The sequence below is a fragment of the Streptomyces sp. B8-7 genome, assembly GCF_058833805.1.
In genome coordinates, this window is record NZ_JBYRRL010000004.1 from 759,889 (window position 1) to 780,003 (window position 20,115).

Below are 20,115 nucleotides of genomic sequence, written 5' to 3' on the forward strand. Positions count from 1 at the left end.
TTTTTGTACACGCGGGAGCTCGGAGCACCGGGCTGAGAGGGCGCTGACCTCCGTCTACGCGATGTTTCACGTGGAACACACGGCGTTCCCGGGAAACACCGGCAGACGGTGACCGCTGCGTCGACCGCCGAACCTGTTACCGGGTAATGCCGGCGTAGGGAGTAGGTCTCATGACCAGCAAGGACGTACGCACGCCTGCCTCCGCGCAGATCGCCGCCGTCTCCGAGGACGGCGAGAGCGGCGAAGGCGGGAAGTCCATCGGCTGGCACAAGGCGTATGTCGAGGGCTCGCGCCCCGATCTGCGTGTGCCGGTACGTCAGGTGCACCTCACCAACGGCCGTTCGGTCACGCTGTACGACACCTCCGGCCCGTACACCGATTCCTCCGCGGCGACGGACGTCCGCAGGGGCCTGCCGCCGCTGCGGGAGAACTGGATCATCGCGCGTGGCGACACCGAGGAGTACGCGGGCCGCCCGGTCCGCCCGGAGGACGACGGCCTCCGGCACACCTCGCCGCGAGGCGGGCTGCGCAACCTGGACGCGGTCTTCCCGGGCCGCCCGCGGCTGCCGCGCCGAGGCCGGGACGGACAGGCCGTCACCCAGCTCGCCTATGCGCGCCGCGGGGAGATCACGCCCGAGATGGAGTTCGTGGCCATCCGGGAGAATGTTTCTCCTGAAGTGGTGCGCGAGGAGATCGCTGCGGGGCGGGCGGTGCTGCCGGCCAACGTCAACCACCCGGAGATCGAGCCGATGATCATCGGCAAGCGGTTCCTGGTGAAGGTCAACGCCAACATCGGCAACTCCGCCGTGACCTCCTCCATCGAGGAGGAGGTCGAGAAGATGACGTGGGCGACGCGCTGGGGCGCCGACACGGTCATGGACCTGTCCACCGGCCGCAACATCCACACCACCCGCGAGTGGGTGCTGCGCAACTCCCCCGTTCCCATCGGCACGGTGCCGCTCTACCAGGCGCTGGAGAAGGTCGACGGCAGGGCCGAGGAACTGACCTGGGACATCTACAAGGACACGGTGATCGAGCAGGCTGAACAGGGCGTGGACTACATGACGGTCCACGCGGGTGTCCGCCTCCCGTTCGTGCCGCTGACCGCCAACCGCAAGACCGGCATCGTCTCCCGCGGCGGCTCGATCATGGCGGCGTGGTGCCTGGCGCACCACAAGGAGAGCTTCCTGTACGAGAACTTCGAGGAACTCTGCGAGATCCTCGCGGCCTACGACATCACCTACTCGCTCGGCGACGGCCTGCGGCCGGGTTCGATCGCGGACGCCAACGACGCCGCCCAGTTCGCGGAGTTGAGGACCCTCGGGGAACTCAACCGGATCGCGAAGCGTTGCAACGTACAGACGATGATCGAGGGCCCCGGTCACGTCCCGATGCACAAGATCAAGGAGAACATCGACCTTCAGCAGGAGATCTGCGATGAAGCACCGTTCTATACCCTCGGCCCGCTGACCACGGACATCGCCCCGGCGTACGACCACATCACCTCCGGCATCGGTGCCGCGATGATCGCCTGGTGGGGCACGGCCATGCTCTGCTACGTCACCCCCAAGGAGCACCTCGGCCTGCCCAACCGGGACGACGTCAAGACCGGCGTCATCACCTACAAGATCGCCGCACACGCGGCCGACCTCGCCAAGGGACACCCGGGCGCCCAGGAGTGGGACGACGCACTGTCGGACGCCCGCTTCGAGTTCCGGTGGGAGGACCAGTTCAACCTGGCTCTCGACCCGGACACCGCACGGGAGTTCCACGACGAGACGCTCCCGGCCGAGCCGGCCAAGACCGCCCACTTCTGCTCCATGTGCGGGCCGAAGTTCTGCTCGATGAAGATCAGCCAGAGCATCAACGAGCGGTTCGGCGGAGACGTCGCCGACGGTGCCTCCGAGGACGAGGTCGCCGAGGGCATGATGCGCAAGTCGAAGGAGTTCGCAGAGGCGGGCCACCGCGTGTACCTGCCGATCGCGGACTGAGCTCCCGGGCCGGCGCCCCCGGGCAAAACGATTGCGGCCGACGGCCCGGGGCGACGACCGGGCTGTATGCCGTCACCGTCACCGTCACCGTCACCGTCACCGTCACCGTCGGCGTCGGCGTCGGCGTCGGCGTCCGCCTCGGCCGGTGCCGGGCTCTGCCGCTCCGGCGCTGCGCAGAACGACGGTCAGTGCGGCGCCGGAGTGCAGGACGGAGGCGGTGTCACGCAGGTGATGCCGGTGTCCGTCGTGGCGGGGTGAGGCCTGCCCTTCCGGACGGTGATCGACCCGCCTGCCGTGCCGCCTGAGTCGGCCGCCGTCAGTCCGGTCGGTGCTCGGGGCCGCCGAACTCGGGGCTGGAGAAGTCCGGGCTCGAGAAGCTCGGACGCGAGGCGGCGGTGCCGTCACCGGGGCTGGTGAAGCCCGGCCGGTCGTAGCCGAGCTGCGGGATGCGGTTGGCGGCCGCCGGCGGCGTGGTCCGGGACATCGGGACGGGGCCGGGCGTGCGGAGCGCGTCCTGGAGGAACGGCAGGATGCCGCGCTCCAGGAGCGCCTCGCGCCAGGCCTGCCTGGCCCGCTCCACCTCGCCGCCGGGCTCACCGTACGGCCCTGTCTCCAGCGAGGGCCTGTTGCGCAGCGCGGTCAGCAGCAGACCGGCCGCGGCGGCGAGTATGCCGGCGGCCGTGACCGCCCCGAACACCCACCCGGTGGTGAGGATGGTCTCGGCGAACGCACGGTCCGGATCCAGCACTTTGAGGAGGTAACCGACGAGCAGAAAGATCACGGCAGCGGTACCGGCGAGGACGGGAGCCAGCACCGCGACGACGGCGACGGCCCCCGCCCCCGCGGCTTCGGCGGCCTCTCCCATGGAGGAGGCCAGCCCCACCGTGCCCGTCCCCGCATCGGAGGAGCCGGACTCGCGTGCGGAGGGCGGTCCGGAGGCGGACGGCCGGCGCAGTTCCTCGCGGACCTTCACATAGTGCTGGTACTCGGTCGCCGCGGCGGCCGTGACCAGTGCGGTGGCGTTGAGCGCCATGGTGCGCAGTTGTTCGGGGTTGAGCCGCTGACCGACAGCGGCCAGTTCCGGGCGGGTGGAGGCGGAACGCAGCGCTTCGTCGAGGATCCGCTCGTATTCCTGGCGGTCCTCGCTCAGCAGGTGCTGCGGAACGCTGTTCATGTGCATCCCCCGATGCTCCGTAGGGCGGGGCTCGCATGCTGACGAGCCGTCGGGCAGAAACGGAGGGGAGCCTGCTACGGATAAGGCGATGGTAGAGCGGCGACCGTGGGCGGTGACAGGGGGTTTGCAGAAATTGGGTCCCGACCGGTGCGGTCACGGCACGGCCGCACGACCGTGCCGTGCCCCCGCAGCGAGCGCCTACTTCTCCAGGGGGAGCTGCTGCACCAGCAGCTTTCCCGCCATGGTCACCCCGCCGTCCATGGCGATGGCGAGGCCGTCTGCGTACACATGGGGTCCGTCCACCGCCGGGCCGCTGCCGTCCTCGCCGTCCTCGGAGCCGACTTCGCCCAGAAGGTAGGGAATCGGGCTGTGGCCGTGCACGATCCGCGTGCCGCCGTAGACGGCCAGCAGGGAGCGGACGGCATCGGAGCCGCCCTCGTCGCGGAAGGAGAAACGCCGGGTGAACTTGCGGAACAGGTCCCAGACCTCCTCCGCGTCGTTGCGGGTCAGGGTCTCGCGGACGTTGTCGTTGACGGCCTCGATGGAGTCGCCGTAGTCGAGGTAGGCGGTGGTGTCGGAGTGGACCAGCAGATGGCCGTCGACCTCCTCGACGGCGTCGAGACGGGACATCCACTGGAGGTGGTGGTCCTGCAGGCGGTCCATGTCGGTCTTCTGGCCGCCGTTGAGCAGCCAGGCGGCCTGGAAGGTGGCGGTGCCCGCGCCGGAGTTGACGGGGGTGTCGCCGAACCGTTTCGCGCCGATGAGCAGCAGCTCGTGGTTGCCCATCAGCGCCTTGCAGTAGCCGCCGGCCGCGGCCGCCTCGGCGGACAGCCGCATCACGAGGTCGATCACGCCGATGCCGTCCGGGCCGCGGTCGGTGAAGTCGCCGAGGAACCACAGCCGCGCGGTCCCCGCGCACCACTGGCCCGCGGTGTCGATCAGGCCCTTGTCCCGGAGGGCGGCGACCAGCTCGTCGAGGTACCCGTGCACGTCGCCCACCACGAACAGCGGGCCGGGCCCGTCCGTCGGCACGGAGGCGGGGTCGACGGAGACCTGGAGCGTGTCACCCCGACGGATGACCGGCAGGTCGCGCTGTGTGGGGGTGTACCCCTCGGGAAGGCCGGCCGGTTCGGCCTCACCGGAGGGGGCGCCGGGGGCGGGATACGGGCCGGTCTCGTGGACGTACGCGGGCACCCGGAAGTCGCGCAACGTTGCTGTCCGCTCCGCCTCGGGTCCCTGACCGGCCCCCTGAGTCATCGACCCCTCCACCATCGCGCCGCATCTGCACCGGTTCGGACTGCCTGGTCGCAGCGGCCCACGGTGCCGTGGGCCCATCATAGGAATGCGGATCGTTCCGTGTGATGACCCAGGGGTGGTGAATCGGAGCGGGACTCCGCTTCATTGCGGCTTTCGCCCCGATTGGGCAGCCCTTCGTGCGAGAGCCGGCCCCGCCCCAGGGGCATCGGGAGCACGCCGGCGGTGACGCCCGCATCGCGGACGCGTCCGCTCCGGCGCGCCGCTCAGCACACCCGTTGGGCCCGGCGGAAGGACGAGAGCGCGCCACGGCCCACGGCGGGGCTCCGCCCACCGGGTACCACGGCACCCGGTGGGCGGAGCGTCCGGCGGAGCCTGCGGGGACGGACGGCACCCGGGAGCCGACGGCGTCCGGCCGGGCGGACGCCTGCCGTGGCCCCGTCGGGCTGTTAGCTCCCGTCCGGGGAGCGGGGCGGGCTGACGGTGTGCCGGGGCGGACGGCGCATGGAGGAGGTGCGCACCATCAGTTCGGTCGGTATCACCTGCTCGACCGGCTGGTCCGACTCGACGCCCTCGATGGCGTCGATGAGCAGCGACACCACCGCGGTGCCGATCCGGCGGGGCTTGAGGGAGAGGGTGGTGAGGGGCGGATCGGTGTTGGCGTAGACCGCGGACTCGCTGCAGCAGACCACGAGGAGGTCCTCGGGCACACGCAGGCCGTAGCGGCGGGCGGCGGCCAGGAGGTCGGTGCCGTTGGGGTCGAACAGCCCGTAGACGGCGTCGGGCCGGTCGGGGCGGGCGAGCAGCCGGTCGGCGGCCACCGCGCCGGCGCAGGGGTCGTGCGCGGGGTACGCCTCGTAGACGGGGGTCTGGCCGACGCGCTCGCACCAGCGCAGGTAGGCGGTGGTGGAGAGGTGGGTGTAGGTGTCCGTGGTCGTGCCGGTGAGCAGGCCGATCCGGCGGGCGCCCGCGTCGGCGAGATGGTCGAGGATGCCGAGGACGGCGGCCTCGTGGTCGTTGTCGACCCAGGCGGTGACGGGCAGCGAGCCGGCCGGGCGGCCGTCGGAGACCACGGGTAAGCCCTGCCGCACCAGCTCGCTGACGACCGGGTCCTGGTCGGAGGGGTCGATGACGACCGTGCCGTCCAGCGCCACGTTGGACCACACGTCGTGGCGGGACGTCGCGGGGAGGATGACGAGGGCGTACCCGCGGGCCAGCGCGGCGGAGGTGGCGGCGCGGGCCATCTCGGCGAAGTACGCGAACTCGGTGAAGGTGAAAGGTTCATCCCCGTAGGTCGTCACCGTCAGGCCGATGAGCCCCGATTTGCCGGTACGGAGGGTCCGGGCGGCGGCCGAGGGCCGGTAGCCCAGCCGGTCGGCGACCTCGCGGACATGGCGGCGGGTGGCATCGGGGAGCCGGCCCTTGCCGTTGAGGGCGTCGGAGACGGTTGTGATGGAGACGCCGGCCGCGGCGGCCACGTCTCTGATGCCCGCTCGTCCCGGTCTGCTGCCTCGACGTGAGGTTTCCGCGCGGCTCACCTGGTGCTTCCCTGCTGCTGTCATGGCGAGCCGATAGTAGGGCTCAGGCGGTGGGGTAGTGCGGACGCATATGCACCCATTGACAGGCACGTTTCTGCAAGGCTGCCAGGGGTTAAGTGCCTTGGAATGCAAGGGAGTTAACGGTTTCTTCAGTGGTACGTGGCCTATTGGGGCACACCCGCCTGGCGAGTGTCCGATGTTTCGAAGAGGTCTCAACTCACCTTCACGAGGGATGCGCGCCACGGCGCAAGCTACCGGCGCATAGATATATGTAGGGTGCGCCCCCTGATTCGTGGCTCTTCATGCGGTGATGTCTCCGATGTCGGGCACCGAGCGCGCCATCCGGCCCTTCCTCGTCCACCCGGGACCGACGAGGTCCAGGAGGTGGGCCCGGACCCATACGCAGCAGGGCCGAATCCTCTTAAGGTGAGAAGCATTGGAAGCCGGCGGTGCTGACGGTCCGCCGGTGATCGCGAGGAGGACTGCGGTGAGCGAGACGAGCCCGAAGCTGCGCGCCGAGCTGGAGGGTATCCCCACCTACAAGCCGGGCAAGCCGGCCGCGGCCGGAGGGCCTGTGGCGTACAAGCTGTCCTCCAACGAGAACCCCTATCCCCCGCTGCCCGGGGTGATGGAGAGCGTGACCGCGGCGGCCGGGGTGTTCAACCGTTACCCGGACATGGCCTGCACGGGCCTGATGGAGGAGCTGGCCGAGCGGTTCGGCGTGCCGGTGGGGCATCTGGCCACCGGCACCGGTTCGGTCGGCGTGGCCCAGCAGCTGCTCCAGGCCACGTCGGGCCCCGGCGACGAGGTGATCTACGCCTGGCGGTCCTTCGAGGCGTACCCGATCATCACGCGGATCAGCGGTGCGACCGCGGTCCAGGTGCCGCTGACGTCCGGGGACGTGCACGATCTGGACGCGATGGCGGACGCGATCACCGACCGGACCCGGCTGGTCTTCGTCTGCAACCCCAACAACCCGACCGGCACGGCCGTCCGCCGGGCCGAGCTGGAGGGGTTCCTGGACCGGGTGCCCGGCGATGTGCTGGTGGTGCTGGACGAGGCCTACCGGGAGTTCGTCCGGGACGCGGACGTGCCCGACGGCGTGGAGCTGTACCGGGACCGGCCCAACGTCTGCGTGCTGCGGACCTTCTCCAAGGCCTACGGCCTGGCCGGGCTCCGGGTCGGGTTCGCGATCGCCCACGAGCCGGTGGCGGCGGCGCTGCGCAAGACCGCCGTCCCCTTCGGGGTCAGCCAGCTCGCGCAGGACGCGGCGGTCGCCTCGCTGCGCGCCGAGGACGAGCTGCTCGGCCGGGTCGGTTCGCTGGTCTGCGAGCGCACCCGGGTGGTCGACACGCTGCGCGGCCAGGGCTGGACGGTGCCCGACACGCAGGCCAACTTCGTGTGGCTGCGGCTCGGGGAGCGTACGGCGGCCTTCGCCGCTGCGTGCGAGCATGCGGGGGTCGTGGTCCGGCCGTTCCCCGGTGAGGGCGTGCGGGTCACCGTGGGCGAGACCGAGGCCAACGACATCCTCCTGAAGACCGCGGAGGCGTTCCGCAAGGAGTTCTGAGGGAGCCGGGACGGTGCATCGCCGGGGCGGCGCCACCGAGCCGAGCCCCCGACCGGTGCCAGTCGGGCGACAGGGGAGGCCGCCCATCGGCGGCTGCGCCGACGGCGCCGTGGTGGTGCCGCTCCCGCTGGGCACGCCGCCGAGGCCGCACCGGTGCCGGGCCACCCCGGCGAGGCCTCGCCCCCGCATCTCCCGCCACCCCGCACCCCACTGCCCAGGGCGCCGCACCCCCCACAGCCCGAGGCGCCTCAGCAGCACCCCGGGCCCCAGCCTCAGCCCCATCTCCCCTGGCGCCGTCCGCCGCCGCGTGCCCCCGTCCTCGGCTGCGCTGCCGGGCGGGCTCACGGCCCGGCGTGTTCCACGCCGAGCGGGTCGCCGTCGCGGACCGTCGCGAGCAGGCGGGGTCGTCGTCGAGACGCCCGAGGATGTTGCGGGGGCCGGCCAGGCGGCACTCCTCGCCCCGCGAGATCGGAGTGAGGCCGTAGGGGGAGGAGAGTCAAGGCGTCGCCGTCCGTCCGGAAGGCGACCGTGTCCGGCTCGACGACCTGTCGGGCGTCGGTTTCACGTGAAACCGTGACACCTGTGTCGAAGTGACCTCCTCGCCCCAGGTGCGGGCGGTGGCGGCGATCGGCACTGCCTTCACCAGGTCAGGAGCGGCCGGGAGCGCGTCGAGCGTCGCGGTGATGTCGCCCGCCGGCCGGGAGATCCGTATGCGCGCCGGCGTGTGCCGCGCCTGCAGGGCCAGCCATTCAACAATATGTTGAAGTTCCTGTCAGGAGAGTGCCCTGATGGCCCTAGAGGGACCCCCCTTCCCGTGTCGAAAATCAGTGCGTCATAATTTCTTGTGAATGTGAACGCGTTCACAAGCGTGTCCCGGTTGCTCCAGTGATGTGTGAGACAAAAGGGGCAAACTGCCGCTGTGTCCACGGCGAGTAAGGAGAGACGACGTGGAGTTGGCTTTGGCGCCGGAGACTCTGGCGCGTTGGCAGTTCGGCATCACCACCGTCTACCACTTTCTGTTCGTCCCTCTCACGATCTCGCTGGCGGCCCTCACGGCCGGCCTCCAGACCGCGTGGGTGCGCACGGAGAACGAGAAGTACCTCAGAGCGACCAAGTTCTGGGGCAAGCTCTTCTTGATCAACATCGCGATGGGTGTGGTCACCGGCATCGTGCAGGAGTTCCAGTTCGGCATGAACTGGTCGGACTACTCGCGCTTCGTCGGTGACATCTTCGGTGCCCCGCTCGCCTTCGAGGCGTTGATCGCCTTCTTCTTCGAGTCGACCTTCATCGGCCTGTGGATCTTCGGATGGGACCGGCTGCCGAAGAAGATCCACCTCGCCTGCATGTGGATGGTCTCGATCGGCACGATCCTGTCGGCGTACTTCATCCTCGCCGCGAACTCGTGGATGCAGCACCCGGTCGGCTACCGGATCAACGAGGAGAAGGGGCGTGCCGAGCTCACCGACTTCTGGCTGGTGCTCACCCAGAACACCACGCTCACCCAGGTCTTCCACACCCTCAGCGCGGCCTTCCTGACCGGCGGCGCGTTCATGGTCGGCATCTCCGCCTTCCATCTGCTGCGCAAGCGGCACATCCGTGAGATGAAGACCTCCCTGCGGCTCGGCCTGGTCACCGTGGCCGTCGGCGGACTGCTCACCGCCGTCAGCGGTGACCTCCTCGGCAAGGTCATGTTCGAGCAGCAGCCCATGAAGATGGCGGCCGCCGAGGCGCTGTGGGACGGTGAGGCCCCCGCACCCTTCTCGGTCTTCGCCTACGGCGACGTCGACGCCGGCCACAACAAGGTCGCCATAGAGATTCCCGGCCTGCTGTCCTTCCTGGCCAACGACGACTTCGACTCGTACGTCCCCGGCATCAACGACGTCAACCGCGCCGAGCAGGAGCAGTTCGGGCCCGGCGACTACCGGCCCAACATCCCCGTGGCGTACTGGGGCTTCCGCTGGATGATCGGCTTCGGCATGGCGTCGTTCGCCGTCGGCGTGGCCGGACTGTGGCTGACCCGCAAGAAGTTCCTGCTGCCGCAGGCTCTCAGGGCCGGTGAGGACGAGGTGCCCCATCTGGTTCTCTTCCGCGGGAAGGCCTTCGGCCCGAAGCTCACCCGGTGGTCCTGGCGCATCGCGGTCTGGACCCTGGCCTTTCCCCTGATCGCCAACTCCTGGGGCTGGATCTTCACCGAGATGGGCCGGCAGCCGTGGGTGGTCTACGGCGTGCTCCGGACCCGCGATGCGGTCTCGCCGGGTGTCTCCCAGGCGGAGGTGCTCACCTCGATGATCATCTTCACCGCCCTGTACGCCGTCCTCGCCGTGATCGAGGTCAAGCTGCTGGCGAAGTACGTCAAGGCCGGTCCGCCCGAGCTCACCGAGTCCGACCTCAACCCGCCCACGAAGATCGGCGGCGACTCCCGTGACGCCGACAAGCCGATGGCCTTCTCGTACTAGGCCGAGGGAGCTGCACAGTCATGGAACTGCACGACGTCTGGTTCGTCCTGATCGCGGTCCTGTGGACCGGCTACTTCTTCCTGGAGGGCTTCGACTTCGGAGTCGGCATCCTCACCCGGCTGCTGGCCCGGGACCGGCTGGAGAAGCGGGTGCTGATCAACACGATCGGCCCCGTCTGGGACGGCAACGAGGTCTGGCTGCTCACGGCGGGCGGAGCCACCTTCGCCGCCTTCCCGGAGTGGTACGCCACCCTCTTCTCCGGCTTCTACCTGCCCCTGCTGATCATCCTGGTCTGTCTGATCGTCCGGGGGGTCGCCTTCGAGTACCGGGCCAAGCGGCCGGAGGAGAACTGGCAGCGCAACTGGGAGACGGCGATCTTCTGGTCCTCGCTGGTCCCCGCCTTCCTGTGGGGTGTCGCCTTCGGCAACATCGTGCGGGGCGTCAAGATCGACGCCGACCTGGAGTACGTCGGCGGCTTCTGGGACCTGCTCAACCCCTATGCCCTGCTCGGCGGCGTGGTGACGCTGACGCTGTTCACCTTCCACGGCACGGTGTTCACGGCGCTCAAGACCGTCGGGGACATCCGTGAACGGGCCCGGGCGCTGGCTCTGAAGGTCGGTCTCACCACCGCCGCGGCCGCCCTGATCTTCCTGCTGTGGACCCAGGTCGACAGCGGGGACGGCAAGAGCCTGGTCGCGCTGGTCGTGGCGGTCGCCTCACTCGTCGCCGCCCTCGCGGCGAACCAGGCCGGCCGGGAGGGCTGGGCCTTCGCCCTGTCCGGCGTCACCATCGTGGCCGCCGTGGCGATGCTCTTCCTGTCCCTCTTCCCGAACGTCATGCCGTCCTCGCTCAACGAGGACTGGAGCCTGACGGTCACCAACGCCTCGTCGAGTCCGTACACCCTGAAGATCATGACCTGGTGCGCGGCCGTGGCCACGCCGATCGTCCTGCTCTACCAGGGATGGACGTACTGGGTGTTCCGCAAGCGGATCGGCACCCGGCACATCGCTGTCGAGGCCTCGCACTGAGCCCGGACGGAGGGTGTTTCACGTGAAACACCGTCAAGCGCCCTCCTCCGGCCACTCGGACGCTTCGTACCGAAGGGCATGTTTCACGTGAAACCGATCGACCCACGCCTCATCCGCCACGCTCGGGCCACGCGGTTCTTCCTGGCGGCGGTCGTCGCCCTGGGCGCCGTCGGAGCGGCCCTCGTCGTCGGTCAGGCGATGCTCGTCGCCGAGGTCGTGGTCGGCGCCTTCCAGCGCGGGCTCTCGGTGGGCGACCTGCGCACCCCCCTGCTGCTGCTCGCGGCCGTCGCCCTGGGCCGGTCGGCCGTGGCCTGGCTCACCGAGCTCGCCGCGCACCGCGCCAGCGCGGCTGTGAAGTCGGAGCTGCGCGGGCGGCTGCTGGACCGGGCCGTACACCTCGGACCGGGCTGGCTGAGCGGACAGCGCACGGGGTCGCTCGTGGCCCTCGCCACGCGCGGCGTCGACGCTCTCGACGACTACTTCTCCCGCTATCTGCCACAGCTGGGACTCGCCGTGGTGGTGCCGGCGGCGGTGCTGGCCCGGGTCGTCACCGAGGACTGGGTGTCCGCTGCGATCATCGTCGCCACCCTGCCGCTCATCCCGCTCTTCATGGTGCTGATCGGCTGGGCCACACAGGCCCGGACCGAACGGCAGTGGCGGCTGCTGTCCCGGCTGTCCGGCCACTTCCTGGACGTCGTGGCGGGCCTGCCCACGCTGAAGGTGTTCGGCCGCGCCAAGGCGCAGGCCGAGTCGATCCGGCGGATCACCGGCGAGTACCGCCGGGCCACCATGAAGACCCTGCGGATCGCCTTCCTGTCCTCCTTCGCGCTGGAACTGCTCGCCACGCTCTCGGTGGCCCTGGTCGCCGTGACCATCGGCATGCGCCTCGTGCACGGTGAGATGGACCTCTACACCGGCCTGGTCGTCCTGGTCCTCGCCCCGGAGGCGTATCTGCCGCTGCGGCAGGTGGGTGCGCAGTACCACGCGGCGGCCGAGGGGCTCGCGGCCGCCGAGGAGATCTTCGCGGTGCTGGAGACGCCCCTGCCGGACCGGGGGACCGCCCCGCTGCCCGCCGGAGCGCGTCCGCTCGACGTCGACGGTGTCACGGTCCGCTACCCCGGACGGTCGGTGGACGCCGTCCGTGAGGTCTCCTTCACCGTGCGGCCCGGCGAGACCGTCGCTCTCGTCGGCCCCAGCGGCGCGGGCAAGTCGACGCTGCTGCACGCCCTGCTGGGGTTCGTGGCGCCCACGGCGGGCCGGGTCCGGGTCGGCGGGGCGGACCTCGCCCGCACCGACCTGGAGCAGTGGCGGTCCGAGATCGCATGGGTGCCGCAGCGGCCGCACCTGTACGCGGGCAGCATCGGGGACAACGTCCGGCTCGCCCGGCCCGACGCCGACGCCGACGCGGTACGCCGCGCACTGCGGGAGGCGGGCGCGCTGGAGTTCGTGGACGCGCTGCCCCGGGGAGTGGACACCCTGCTCGGCGAGGACGGCGCCGGACTCTCGGCCGGCCAGCGGCAACGGCTCGCCCTCGCACGGGCCTTCCTCGCCGACCGTCCCGTCCTGCTGCTCGACGAGCCGACGGCCGCCCTCGACGGACGGACCGAGGCGGAGGTCGTCGCGGCGGTCCGGCGTCTGGCCGCCGGCCGCACCGTGCTCGTCGTCGCGCACCGGCCCGCACTGCTCGCGCTCGCGGACCGCGTGGTCCGGCTGGAACCGCCCGAGCCGCAGTCACCGCCCGGGCGGGTGCCGGGGCCCGCCCGGCAGGCGGACGCCGGCACGGGAGCAGAGCGCAGCGACCTGGCTGCGGTGGACGGCCCCCCGCCCGCCACCGCGGCGCCTCCGGCCCCGGCGCAGCCGGCCGGCCGTGCCGCCCGCGATGCCCGCCCCGACGGCCCCGACGGCCCCGACGCGCCTCCCGCCGTGCCCGAGGTGTCCACCGCCGCCCCGGAGGTGCGCCCCGGCGCCGCCGACACGCCCACCACGGGGACCGTCACACACCCCCTCGCCCGGGTCCGTGCCCTGGCCGGTGCCCGGCGCGGCCGACTGGTGCTCGCGCTGCTGCTCGGCAGCCTCGCGCTGGGCAGCGCGGTCGGGCTCATGGCCACCTCCGGATGGCTCATCTCCCGGGCCTCGCAGCAACCGCCCGTGCTGTACCTGATGGTGGCGGTGACGGCGACGCGCGCCTTCGGAATCGGCCGGGCCGTGTTCCGGTACGCCGAGCGGCTCGTCGCACACGACGCGGTGCTGCGCATGCTGGCCGACACCCGCGTCGCGGTGTACCGCAGGCTGGAGCGGCTGGCGCCGGCCGGGCTGCGCCACACCCGCCGGGGCGATCTGCTGAGCCGTCTCGTCACCGATGTGGACGCCCTCCAGGACTACTGGCTGCGCTGGCTGCTGCCCGCGGGCGCGGCCGTGCTGGTGTCGGCCGGGTCCGTCGCCTTCACGGCCTGGCTGCTGCCGGAGGCGGGCGCGATCCTCGCGGCCGGACTGCTCACGGCGGGTGCCGGGGTGCCCCTGGTCACGGGCGCGGTGGCACGGCGCGCCGAGCGCCGTACGGCCCCCGCACGGGGCGCGCTCGCCACCCGGGTGGCCGACCTGCTGTCCGGCACCGCCGAACTGACCGTCGCCGGTGCGCTGCCCCGCCGCACGGCGGCCGCGCGGAAGGCGGACGCGGAACTCACCCGGATCGCGTCCCGCACGGCCGCCGCGACGGCGCTCGGCGCCGGACTCACCGCGCTCGTCTGCGGACTGACCGTCGCTGCCGCCGCGGCGGCAGCCGCGCGGGCGGTCGCGGACGGGCGGCTCGAGGGCGTGGCGGCGGCGGTGGTCGTGCTGACCCCGCTGGCCGCGTTCGAAGCCGTGCTCGGGCTGCCGTCGGCGGTGCAGTTCCGGCAGCGGGTGCGCAAGAGTGCCGAGCGCGTGTACGAGGTGCTGGACGCGCCCGAACCGGTGCGGGAGCCGGAGCGGCCGGCCCCGGCGCCCGCCTCGGTGTTCCCGCTCGTCGTCGAGGGGCTGTCCGCCCGGTACGCCGGGCAGGACCGGGCCGCGCTCAGCGGGCTGGACCTGCGGCTGGAGGAGGGCCGCCGGGTGGCGGTGGTCGGCCCGTCCGGGTCCGGCAAGACGACCCTGGCGCAGGTGCTGCTGCGGTTCCTGGACCCGGACGCGGGCTCCTACACGCTGGGCGGTGTGAGCGCGAGGGCGCTGGACGGTGACGACGTGCGGCGGCTGGTGGGGCTGTGTGCGCAGGACGCGCATCTCTTCGACAGCTCCGTGCGGGAGAACCTGCTGCTCGCACGGCGGGAGGCGAGCGACGCAGATCTGTGGGCCGTACTGGCCCGGGTCCGACTGATCGACTGGGCGCGGGGTCTGCCCGACGGGCTCGACACGCTCGTCGGGGAGCACGGCGCCCGGCTGTCCGGCGGTCAGCGGCAGCGACTGGCGCTCGCGCGGGCTCTGCTCGCCGACTTCCCCGTCCTCGTCCTCGACGAGCCGGCCGAGCACCTCGACCTGCCCACGGCCGACGCGCTCACCGCGGACCTGCTGGCCGCGACCGAGGACCGTACGACGCTGCTGATCACGCACCGGCTGGCCGGGCTGCGGGACACGGACGAGGTGATCGTGCTCGCCGACGGGGAGGTGGCCCAGCGAGGCGGGTTCGCGGAACTGGTCACCGCACGGGGGCCGCTGCGCGAGATGGCGGCGCGGGAGGCGGAGGCGGCCGCGTACGCGACGGCGTGCACGGCCGAGGCCGGGACGGGAAGCGGGCGCCCGCCCGAGGCGCCGGCTGAGGCGGACGAGGCCGTGCACGGCCGGACGGGTGCGGCGGAACTCGACGACCCGGCGGAACGGGCCGGCGAGGTGCCGGCGTCCGTCGCGCGGTGAGCGTGTTCCGGCGGTTCCCGCGGCAAGGGAACGGACCGGCGCCCGCCTCGCGCCGCCTCGTGCCCGCCAGGCATCCGTCAGGCATCCGCCCGGCGCCCGCCTCGCGCCGCCCGGCGCCCGCCTCGCGCCGCCTGGCGCCCGCCTCGCGCCGCCCGGCGCCCGCCTCGCGCCCGCCTCGCGCCCGCCCTGCGGCGCCCTGCGCCCGCCCGGCGCCACGCTGGTACGGATCGGCGCCGGGTTCCGGGTCCCGGGCGGCACACTGGCTAGGCTCGCCCCATGCCTGTCGCCCCGCTTCCGGGCCCGCCCCCGGACCAGCCGGACCAGCCGGAGGGGCCAGACCAGCCGGAGGGGCCGGAGGGGCCGGAGGAGCCGTGCGAGCCGGCGGCCGCGGGCGCCCCGGTCACACCGGAGCCCGCAGAGAGGGCCGCCCCGGGCCCCGTCGCAGACCCGGATGACCCGGAGGCCGCGCCGGCCTCCGACGCCACGGACGCCCCCGACACCCCTGGCACACCCGGCGATCCCGACGCCCCCGGCGACTCCGACGCCCCCGGCGACGTCGACGACCCCGAGAACCGCGACGACCCCGAGAACCGCGACGCCGAGAACCCCGACGACCGGCTCACCCGCCTGCTGGAGGCGATGCGAGCCGTCGGCAGCGGGCTCGAACTGCGCTCCACCCTGCGCCGCATCTGCGAGACGGCGACCTCCCTGACCGGCGCCCGGTACGCGGCGATCGGCGTGGTCGACGAGGACCGGGAGGGCCTGGCCGACTTCGTGTACCACGGCGTGGACGAGCCGACGGCCCGTCGCATCGGCCGGCTCCCGGACGGGCATCGCGGGCTGCTGGGCGCGCTCATCCACGACCCGGAGCCGCTGCTGCTGGAGGACCTCGGCAGCGATCCGCGCGCGTACGGCTTCCCGGCGGGCCATCCGCGGATGCGGACCTTCCTGGGGGTGCCGATCCACGTGCAGGGGGAGGTGTTCGGGAACCTGTACCTCACCGAGAAGCGGGGCGGCCGGCCCTTCGACGACGAGGATCTCGGCATGGTGCGGGTGCTGGCCACCGAGGCCGGTATCGCGGTCGGCAACGCGCGGCTGTACGAGGCGGCCGAACAGCGGGAGCACTGGATCGACGGGTCGGTCGCGGTGACCACCGCGCTGCTGTCGGGCGGCGACGCGGACGAGGCCCTGCAGGTCGTGGCGGAGCAGGCGCGCAGGCTGTCCGGTTCGGCGGCCGGGTTCGTGCTGCTGCCCACCGAGGAGGGCGGTCTGGAGGTGGTGGCCGTCGCGGCGGACCGGGGCCGGACCGGGCTGGGCACCGTCATCCCGCCCGGGAGCGCCATCGGCGCCGAGCTGCTGGCCGGGCGGGCCGTGTTCGTCGAGGACGCGGCGAGCGACCCGCGGATCGTGACCGGGCTCGCCCGGGCCTACGGGCCGGCCATGCTGGTGCCGTTGCGGAGCGACGGCCGGGTGCTGGGCGCGCTGGTCACCCCCCGGGCGTCCGGAGCGCGGCCGTTCACCGACACCGAGCGCACCCTCGCGGTGCAGTTCGCCTCGCAGGCGGCACTGGCGCTGAAGATGGCCGAGACACAGCGCGACCGGGAACGGCTGGTGGTGTTCGAGGACCGCGACCGGATCGCCCGGGACCTGCACGATCTCGTCATCCAGCGGCTGTTCGCGACCGGGACGATGCTGGAGGGCGCCCAGCGGCGGTCCGTGGTGCCGGAGGTCCGGGACGGGGTGGCCAGGGCCGTCGGCGAACTGGACGTGACCATCCAGGAGATCCGTACCGCGATCTTCGCCTTGCAGCAGGGGCCGGCCGAGGCGCCGTCGGGGTTGTGGACGAGGGTGCTGCGGGAGATCGCCATGGCGGCGGTGCCGCTGGGCTTCAAGCCGTCCTGCCGGTGCGTGGGACCGGTGGACGCGGCGGTCGGCGACCTCACCGGCAAGAACCTGATCGCGGCCCTGCGGGAGGCGCTGTCGAACGCGTTCCGGCATGCCGGGGCGTCCAGGATCGACGTCGTCGTGGACGCGACGGTGACCCTGCCGGACGGGGTGCCGGGCGTCCGGCTGACGGTCGCGGACGACGGGGTCGGCATCCCCGAGGGGGGCCGCCGCAGCGGGCTGCGGAACCTGAGGCGGCGGGCGGAGTCCCTCGGCGGCGCCAGCTGGTACGGGCCCGGCATCGGCGAGGGCGACGGCGGTACTACGGTGGTGTGGCAGGCACCCCGCTGACACGCCGGTGCGCGGCCTCCTCTCCCGTCGCGCGCACCTCTTTTGCAGCAACGCGTCCCCCGGCCGTACGACCTGAACAGGACTCGGGGCGCTCGCGCGGGCCACGATCGCTGACATGTCCTCACCTCGTCGTCGCCCCCTGCTCGTTCCGGTGCTGCTGATCGCGGGCGCCGTGCTCGCGGCCCGTCCCACCGCGGCCTCGGACTCGGGCACCGGCGGCGCCGGGGGCACGGCGACGGAGGTGGCGCGGCTGTACGAGGAGGCGGCGGTGGCCACCCGGCGGTACGAGGACGGGCGGCGCAGGGCCGAGGAGCAGCGGCAGCGGGCCCGGCACTACGAGGAGCTGCTGGACAGCCGGCGGAAGGAGACCGCCGCGCTGCACGAGGACCTGGGCCGCATCGCGCGGGCCCAGTACCGTGAGGGCGGCGGGCTGCCGGTCGCCGCGCAGATCGTCCTGGCGGACAGCCCGGAGGAGATGATGCGCGGTCAGCGGGTGTTCTCCCAGGCCGGGCTGCTGCTGGACAACGCGATCGACAAGAACCGCCGGGCGCAGGAGCGGCTGGCGGCCGCGGAGGCGAAGGCCGCGGCGGCCCGGCGGGACCTGGACCGGCGCACCGCCGGACTCGCCGTGCTGAAGCAGGGCATCGAGAGCCGGCTGGAGGAGGCGCGGTCCCGGCTCCAGGGGGAGGCGGACGCGTCGGCTCTGGCGGGCAGCTGCCGGGGCGCGGCGCGGCTCGACCGGCCGCCGCCGTCGCCGGCCCAGGGCTGGGTCGCGCCGGTGGAGACGTACGAGCTGTCGGCGGGCTTCGGCAGCGGCGGCACGCGCTGGGCGAACCGGCACACCGGGCAGGACTTCGCCGTGCCGATCGGCACGCCCGTCAGGTCGGTCGGCGACGGCCGGGTGGCCGCCGTGTCGTGCGGTGGCGCGTTCGGGGTGCAGATCCTCGTCGAGCACCCGGACGGCTACTTCACGCAGTACGCGCACCTGGCGTCGATCGCGGTGGACCAGGGCGAGCGGGTGGTCGCCGGACAGTGGATCGGCCAGTCGGGCACGACCGGCAACTCCACCGGCCCCCACCTGCACTTCGAGGTCCGGGTCACCCCTGAACTGGGGTCGGGGGTGGACCCGGTGCCGTGGCTGGCGGCGCGTGGGGTGCCGCTGGGCTGACGGCGCCCGGCTCCCCACTCCCTGCCATGCCTGCCATGTCTGCCACGCCCTTCCACGGCTCCCCACGGCTCCCCACGGCCTCCCACGCCCTCCGGTGCCCTCGCACGGCCTCCGGTGCCGCCCGGGCTCCTGGACGGCAGCGGAGGCCGTGCCGGGCCCCGGCGTCCGGGCGGCTACGCCTGGGCCAGGAGGTGCTCGATCACCACGGCGACGCCGTCCTCGTTGTTGGCGGTGGTGCGGCCCGAGGCGGCGGCGAGGACGTCCGGGTGGGCGTTGCCCATGGCGTAGGAGTGCCCGGCCCAGGTGAGCATCTCGATGTCGTTGGGCATGTCGCCGAAGGCGACGACCTCCTCGTGGGAGATGCCGCGCTCGGCGCAGCACAGGGCGAGTGTGCTGGCCTTGGAGACGTCGGGGCCGCTGATCTCCAGCAGGGCGCTGGGGCTGGAGCGGGTGACGTTCGCGCGGTCGCCGACGGCGAGGCGGGCCAGGGTGAGGAAGGCGTCGGGGTCGAGCGTGGGGTGGTGGGCGAGGATCTTCAGCACGGGCTCGCCGGCGGCGGGCGCGTCCGGAGCCAGGAGCTCCTCGGCGGGTGCGCGGTGGTCGGGGATCTCCATGTGCAGCTTGGGGTAGTCGGGCTCCTGGTGGAAGCCGTAGGTCTGCTCGATCGCGAACAGGGTGCCGGGGGCGGCGTCCCGCAGCAGGCGTACGGCGTCCTGCGCGTTCTCCCGGGCCAGCTCACGCACCTTGACGAACCGGTGTGCGCCGGGGCCGCCGTGCAGGTCGACCACGGCGGCGCCGTTGCCGCAGATGGCGAGGCCGTGGCCGTGCACGTGGTCGCTGACGACGTCCATCCAGCGGGCCGGGCGGCCGGTGACGAAGAAGACCTCGATGCCGGCCTCCTCCGCGGCGGCCAGGGCGGCGACCGTGCGCGGGGAGACGGACTTGTCGTCGCGCAGCAGGGTGCCGTCGAGGTCGGTGGCGATCAGCCGGGCGCGCCGGGCCGGGCCGCCCTCGCGCTTCTGACCTGGCTCAAGGGCGTCGAGCGAGCTCGGGAGCGGGGAGGAGGCCGGGGGCTCGGGCTGTCGCGTCGCTGAGGTCACCCGGTCATTCTCGCGCATATGCCTGCACGGGTGTGCGGCGGTCCGCACATCTGTCCCGGGCGCCCCGTCCCCTCCGTCACCCCGCTTCGACGCGCAGGCGGTGGGGCGGGACGGCTTCGGTCAGCCAGACCCCGTTGGCGCTGACCCGGAAGGTGTGGCCGTCGCGGTGCAGGGCGCCGGCGTCCACGGTGAGCACGACCGGGCGGCCGTGGCGGGCGCCGACCCGTGCGGCGGTCTCCCGGTCCGCGGAGAGGTGGACGTGGTGCCGGCCCATCGGCCGCAGTCCCTCCACGCGGATCGCGTCCAGCGAGCGCGCCGCGGTGCCGTGGTACAGCCGCGGCGGCGGGGTCGCCGGCGGCAGGCCCAGGTCGACGGCGACGGTGTGGCCCTGGCTGGCGCGGACGCGGGTGCCGTCGACGGCGAAGCGCTGCTTGTCGTTCCCGGCGACGACGCGGTCGAGCTCCTCACGGGTGATGCGGAACCCGTGGGCGGCCGCCGCCGAGAGCAGGGCGTCGATCTCCGTCCACCCGCCGTCGTCCAGGGTGAGCCCGATCCGCTCCGGCTGGTGGCGCAGGTGTCTGGAGAGGTACTTCGAGATCCTCACGGCGCGTCGTTCGTCCATACGCCCAGCATGCCGAGCGAGACGGAGATCACGCACCTGGTTTCCCGGCGGATGTTTGATCCACAAGCAACAGCGGTTATCCACAGTGGAGATGGCC

At 72.7% G+C, this 20,115-nt stretch carries 12 protein-coding genes and 1 pseudogene; 7 read left to right on the top strand and 6 right to left on the bottom strand.

The genetic code is table 11. The annotated features are described in order from the left end of the window. The first annotated feature begins 170 nt into the window (after window positions 1-170). Window positions 171-1,991, top strand: coding sequence for a phosphomethylpyrimidine synthase ThiC (gene thiC, locus AC5K6T_RS23325; protein WP_493211884.1), 1,821 nt, complete (start codon window positions 171-173; stop codon window positions 1,989-1,991). Between the two features lie 316 nt (window positions 1,992-2,307). On the opposite strand, the gene AC5K6T_RS23330 is transcribed toward thiC, so the two are convergent. The 3 genes from AC5K6T_RS23330 to AC5K6T_RS23340 form a co-directional block, all read right to left on the bottom strand. Continuing rightward, window positions 2,308-3,171, bottom strand: coding sequence for a hypothetical protein (locus tag AC5K6T_RS23330; protein ID WP_493211885.1), 864 nt, complete (start codon window positions 3,169-3,171; stop codon window positions 2,308-2,310). A 192-nt stretch (window positions 3,172-3,363) separates the two neighbouring features. Then, window positions 3,364-4,437, bottom strand: coding sequence for a metallophosphoesterase (locus AC5K6T_RS23335; RefSeq protein WP_493211887.1), 1,074 nt, complete (start codon window positions 4,435-4,437; stop codon window positions 3,364-3,366). Window positions 4,438-4,868: 431 nt separating this feature from the next. Then, window positions 4,869-5,981, bottom strand: coding sequence for a LacI family DNA-binding transcriptional regulator (locus AC5K6T_RS23340; protein WP_493211888.1), 1,113 nt, complete (start codon window positions 5,979-5,981; stop codon window positions 4,869-4,871). Between the two features lie 463 nt (window positions 5,982-6,444). Between AC5K6T_RS23340 and hisC the strand changes: the two genes are divergently transcribed. Next, the gene (gene hisC / locus AC5K6T_RS23345; RefSeq protein WP_493211890.1) at window positions 6,445-7,524 is read left to right on the top strand and encodes a histidinol-phosphate transaminase; all 1,080 of its coding nucleotides are present in this window, start codon (window positions 6,445-6,447) and stop codon (window positions 7,522-7,524) included. 341 nt (window positions 7,525-7,865) lie between these two features. Here the strand turns inward: hisC and AC5K6T_RS23350 are convergent. Continuing rightward, window positions 7,866-8,263 (bottom strand): annotated as a pseudogene (locus AC5K6T_RS23350) (cyclophilin-like family protein). 208 nt (window positions 8,264-8,471) lie between these two features. On the opposite strand from AC5K6T_RS23350, the gene AC5K6T_RS23355 reads away from it, so the two are divergent. The 5 genes from AC5K6T_RS23355 (at window position 8,472) to AC5K6T_RS23375 (ending at window position 18,296) form a co-directional block, all read left to right on the top strand. Then, entirely contained in the window at window positions 8,472-9,980 is a 1,509-nt protein-coding gene (locus AC5K6T_RS23355) for a cytochrome ubiquinol oxidase subunit I (protein ID WP_493211892.1), read from the top strand. A gap of 20 nt (window positions 9,981-10,000) precedes the next feature. Further along, window positions 10,001-11,008, top strand: coding sequence for a cytochrome d ubiquinol oxidase subunit II (gene cydB / locus AC5K6T_RS23360; RefSeq protein ID WP_493211893.1), 1,008 nt, complete (start codon window positions 10,001-10,003; stop codon window positions 11,006-11,008). 78 nt (window positions 11,009-11,086) lie between these two features. Continuing rightward, window positions 11,087-14,893, top strand: a complete 3,807-nt coding sequence (cydD, locus tag AC5K6T_RS23365; protein WP_493211895.1) for a thiol reductant ABC exporter subunit CydD — start codon at window positions 11,087-11,089, stop codon at window positions 14,891-14,893. Between the two features lie 276 nt (window positions 14,894-15,169). Further along, on the top strand, window positions 15,170-17,128 hold the full coding sequence (locus AC5K6T_RS23370; protein WP_493211897.1) for a sensor histidine kinase: 1,959 nt from the start codon (window positions 15,170-15,172) through the stop codon (window positions 17,126-17,128). Window positions 17,129-17,243: 115 nt separating this feature from the next. Next, window positions 17,244-18,296, top strand: coding sequence for a M23 family metallopeptidase (locus tag AC5K6T_RS23375; RefSeq protein WP_493211898.1), 1,053 nt, complete (start codon window positions 17,244-17,246; stop codon window positions 18,294-18,296). A gap of 173 nt (window positions 18,297-18,469) precedes the next feature. Here the strand turns inward: AC5K6T_RS23375 and AC5K6T_RS23380 are convergent, their stop codons facing one another. Next, the gene (locus tag AC5K6T_RS23380; RefSeq protein WP_493211900.1) at window positions 18,470-19,396 is read right to left on the bottom strand and encodes a Cof-type HAD-IIB family hydrolase; all 927 of its coding nucleotides are present in this window, start codon (window positions 19,394-19,396) and stop codon (window positions 18,470-18,472) included. Between the two features lie 76 nt (window positions 19,397-19,472). Next, on the bottom strand, window positions 19,473-20,018 hold the full coding sequence (locus AC5K6T_RS23385) for an RNA 2'-phosphotransferase (RefSeq protein ID WP_493211901.1): 546 nt from the start codon (window positions 20,016-20,018) through the stop codon (window positions 19,473-19,475). Between the last annotated feature and the right edge of the window lie 97 nt (window positions 20,019-20,115).